General features: G+C 74.0%; 2 protein-coding genes. One reads left to right on the top strand and one right to left on the bottom strand.

Features of this window, described 5'->3' with window-relative positions; all coding sequences use genetic code 11:
* Positions 1-2,677 (bottom strand): DNA polymerase III subunit alpha (locus tag IEZ01_RS19035; RefSeq protein WP_229833063.1); only part of this gene is annotated, 2,677 nt, incomplete at its 3' end.
* A gap of 163 nt (positions 2,678-2,840) precedes the next feature.
* Here IEZ01_RS19035 and IEZ01_RS19030 point away from each other — a divergent pair.
* Positions 2,841-3,896, top strand: a complete 1,056-nt coding sequence (locus IEZ01_RS19030; RefSeq protein WP_189202738.1) for a DUF3533 domain-containing protein — start codon at positions 2,841-2,843, stop codon at positions 3,894-3,896.
* Positions 3,897-3,907: the final 11 nt, after the last annotated feature.

Raw genomic sequence — 3,907 nt, 5'->3', positions numbered from 1 at the left:
CCTGGGCGAGGCGTTCGGCCACCGGTTTGCGCGGCCGGGCGCGTTCCCAGAAGTCGAGGAGGGAGGCGTACGGCTGCCCGGTCTCGATCCGGGCGCTCTCCGCCTCGCTGATGCCGTGGACGTCGGCGAGGGCGAGCCGCAGGCCCCACACCTCCGGCTTCTCGGACACCAGTTCGATGCGATGGCTGGCGCCGGACCGGTTCACATCCAGCGGCAGCACGGGCACACCGCGCCGCCGCGCGTCCGCGAGCAGCAGCCGCTTGGGGTACATCCCGGGGTCGTGGGTGAGCAGCCCGGCGTAGAAGGCCGCCGGGTGGTGGGCCTTGAGCCAGGCCGACTGGTAGGTGGGGACGGCGAAGGCGACCGCGTGCGCCTTGCAGAAGCCGTACGAGCCGAACGCCTCGACGATCTCCCAGGTACGGGCGGTCACTTCGGCGTCGTACCCCTGCCGGGTGGCTCGCTGCGCGAACCAGACCTTGATCTTCCCCTGTTCCTCGGGGTCGGAGAGCCTGCGCCGGATCTGGTCGGCCTCGTCCAGGGCGCAGCCGGTCATCACACTCACGATCCGGATGATCTGTTCGTGGAAGACCACCACGCCGTAGGTCTCCTTGAGCGCCTCCTCCAGGTCGGGGTGGGGGTAGCGGACCGGTGCGCGGCCGTGCCGGGCCGCGATGAAGGGCCGCACCATGTCGGCGGCGACCGGGCCGGGGCGGAAGAGCGAGATGTCGACCACAAGGTCGTGGAAGGTGGCGGGCTGGAGCCGGCCGACCAGGTCGCGCTGGCCCGGCGACTCGATCTGGAAGCAGCCCAGGGTCTCGGTGGAGCGGATGAGGGCGTAGGTCCGCGGGTCACCCTCGGGGACCGCGTCGATGTCGACCCGGTGGCCGGTGGCCCGTTCGATCTCGGCGACCGCGTGGGCCATCGCGGACTGCATCCGCACGCCGAGCACGTCGAGTTTGAGCAGCCCGAGGTCCTCCACGTCGTCCTTGTCGAAGGGGGACATGGGGAACCCCTCGCCGCTGGTGGGGATCACGGGCGTACGGGTGAGCAGCGAGGCGTCCGAGAGCAGCACCCCGCACGGGTGCATGGCGATCCCCCGGGGCAGCGCGTCCAGCCCCTCGACCAGCTCCCACAGCCTGCCGTACCGCTCCCGCTCCCCGGCCAGTTCGCGCAGCTCGGGCAGTTCGTCCAGGGCGGCGCGGGCGTCACGGGCGCGGATGTGCGGGAAGGCCTTGGCGATCCTGTCGATCTCGGCCGGGTCCATGGAGAGGGCGGCGCCCACGTCCCGTACGGCATGGCGGACCCGGTAGGTCTCGGGCATGGCGACGGTGGCGACCCGTTCGGTGCCGAAGCGGCCGATGATCGCGCGGTAGACCTCCAGCCGGCGGGCGGACTCGACGTCGATGTCGATGTCGGGCAGGGCGGTGCGGCGTTTGGACAGGAAGCGTTCCATGAGCAGCCCGTGCGCGACCGGGTCGGCGTGGGCGATGCCGAGGAGGTGGTTGACGAGCGAGCCCGCGCCGGAGCCGCGCGCGGCGACCCGGATGCCCATGGCTCGTACGTCGTCGACGACCTGAGCGACCGTCAGGAAGTAGGTGGCGAAGCCGTGGTGGGCGATGATGTCCAGCTCGCGGCGCATCCGGTCCCAGTACTCCCGGCGGTTCTCGTAGCCGCGCAGGACCATGCCGGCGGCGGCCCGGGAGGCGAGGACGCGCTGGGCGGTGCGGTGCTCGGCGCCGACGAGGTACGCCTCGGGGAAGTGGGCGGCGCCGATGCCGAGGTCGTCCTCGGGGTCGACGACACAGCCGGCCGCGGTCTCCTCGGTCCAGGTGAGCAGCCGGTGGGCGGAGTCGCGGCGCAGCCCGGCCGCCTCGGCGACCCGCTCGGCGGCCTGGGCCATCGCGGCCGGGTCCTTGAGCCAGCGCTCGCCGCTGTCGAGTCCTTTGCGGGGGTCGATGGGGACGAGCCGGCGGGCCGCGTCGAGGACGTCGGCGATCGGGCCCTGGCCGGGGTCGGCGTAGCGGACGGCGTTGCTCAGCACGGCCCGTACGCCCTGGTCGGCGGCGAAGCCGAGGGTACGGGCGGCCTGGCGCAGGGAGCCGGGGCCGGTGCCGGTGCGGCCGTGGTGCACGACCTCCAGGCGCAGCGCGTCGCCGTGGATCTCCCGCCAGGGCGCGAGCAGCCGGGCGGCCCGGTCGGGGCGGCCGGCGGCCAGGGCGCGGCCGACCGTGGAGTCGGGGCCGAGCAGCACGGTCAGCTCCTCGCCGTACTGGTCGGGCCAGGGCAGCAGCGGGGTGGCGGCGCCGGCCGCGTGGGCGGCGGTGACCAGCCGGCACAGCTCGGCCCAGCCCCGGCGGGAGCGGGCGAGGAAGACGGCGCGGGGCGCCGACTCGTCGACGAAGGCGCCGCCGCGTACGGGGCTGCGGCGCCGCCCGGAGGCCCCTTCGGGGCCGGTGACCGGCTCCGCGACCGCGAGGTCCACCCCGAAGAGGGGGCGCACCCCCGCCTTCGCGCAGGCCTTGGCGAACCGGACCGTTCCCGCGAGGGTGTCGCGGTCGGTCAGGGCGAGCGCGTCCATGCCGCGCTCGGCGGCGCGCTCTGCCAGCCGTGCCGGGTGCGAGGCCCCGTAGCGCAGGGAGAAGCCCGACGCGGTGTGCAGATGCGTGAACCCGGACATCCGCACCTCCTGTCTCGCTTCCGTCTCACCTCTCCCTTCTCCACCATAGACCAATTTCGAACGTGCGTACGACACGATTGTTCGAATAGGGTGCGCGTGCGGCCATACGCCATTCGGCCCCCTCCCACCTGCGGGGATACCGGCCGGGCCGGAGCGTGGGGGCATGAGCTTCGCCCAGGAAGTCAAGAGCGCCGTCACCCCGCGAGCGGCCCTGCTCGTGATCGGGGTGCTCGCCCTCCAGCTGCTGTTCATCGCCTCCTACGTCGGCGCCCTGCACAACCCCAAGCCCAAGGAGGTCCCCTTCGGGGTGGCTGCCCCGGGGCCCGCGGCGCAGCAGGCCGCCGACCGGCTGGCGAGGCTCCCCGGCGATCCGCTCGACCCGCGGGTGGTCGCCGACGCCGCCGAGGCCCGCGCACAGATCCTGGAGCGGAAAATCGACGGCGCGCTGGTGATCGACCCGCGGGGCACCACGGACACCCTGCTCGTCGGCTCCGGCGGCGGCACGGTCCTGGCCCACGCCCTGGAGCGGATCGCCGTCGCCGTCGAGAGACCGCAGGGGCGGACGGTACGGACGGTGGACGTGGCGCCCGCCTCACCGCAGGACTTCGACGGGCTCTCCGCCTTCTACCTGGTCGTGGGGTGGTGCGTAGGCGGCTATCTGTGCGCCTCCATCCTGGCGATCAGCGCCGGCTCCCGGCCCGCCAACGCCCAGCGGGCCGTCATCCGGCTCGGGGTCCTCGCCCTCTCCGCGCTCGCCGGCGGGCTCGGCGGCGCGATCATCGTCGGCCCGATCCTGGACGCGCTGCCCGGCAGTGTGGTGGCGCTGTGGGGTCTGGGCACGCTGGTCGTCTTCGCCGTCGGCGCGGCCACGCTGGCCCTGCAGGCGCTCACCGGCATCGTGGGCATCGGTCTGGCCGTCCTGCTGATCGTGATCGCGGGCAACCCGAGCGCGGGCGGCGCCTTCCCGGCTCCGATGCTCCCGGACTTCTGGCGGGCGATCGGCCCGGCCCTGCCACCGGGCGCGGGCACCTGGTCGGCGCGTTCGATCGCCTACTTCAAGTGCAACGCGATGACCGGCCCGATGCTGGTGCTCGCCGCCTGGGCGGTGGTGGGCAGTGCGATCACCCTGGTCAGGGCGGGAATGCGGCGCACGACGGACGACAACGAGGTCGCGGGCCGGTCCGGCGGGGCGGTCGGCGCCGGGCCGGGCACCCCCTAGGATCCCGTCTC

This window comes from Streptomyces purpureus, assembly GCF_014648195.1.
Lineage (GTDB): Bacteria > Actinomycetota > Actinomycetes > Streptomycetales > Streptomycetaceae > Streptomyces > Streptomyces purpureus.
This window is presented reverse-complemented; position numbering and strand designations above follow the sequence as displayed.

What these genes read in the sequence shown, in the direction of transcription:
- IEZ01_RS19030 (WP_189202738.1), top strand. Translation starts at nt 2,841, where the DNA reads ATGAGCTTCGCCCAGGAAGTCAAGAGCGCCGTCACCCCGCGAGCGGCC.